Source organism: Bacillus sp. EB600 (genome assembly GCF_024494385.1).
Lineage (GTDB): Bacteria > Bacillota > Bacilli > Bacillales > Cytobacillaceae > JAEVLT01.
On the sequence record NZ_JAEVLT010000182.1, the window covers coordinates 1 to 368 of the forward strand.

At 36.4% G+C, this 368-nt stretch carries 1 pseudogene; it reads right to left on the bottom strand.

Annotated features, from left to right (window positions below):
* Positions 1 to 368: pseudogene (locus tag JN080_RS29320) on the bottom strand (IS110 family transposase); the annotation flags it as partial.

Sequence of the window (368 nt, forward strand, 5' to 3'; positions counted from 1 at the left end):
GTAACCATTTTTCACCATATCAGCGATGACAAGAGCGTCTTTTTTATCACTTTTTGAACGGGAATTATCTCGGTTTTCTTTGTTCTTTTTTACAAGAGGGGGGTTAACAGTTACTACTTCAATATCTTGTTCATATAGCCATTTTGATAAGTTAATCCAATAATGACCCGTAGGTTCCATGCCAACTATTGTAGAATCAAATCCTTTTAGGGTTTTTAACTGGTTCATCCATTGTATTAATCTGGAAAATCCTTCTTCATTATTATTAAAAGAAAGAGGATCACCGACTATAATCCCTCGAAAGTTAACAGCACGAGCGACGTGAACTTCATGTGCTATATCCACCGACAACGAGATGTTGGCTAGAA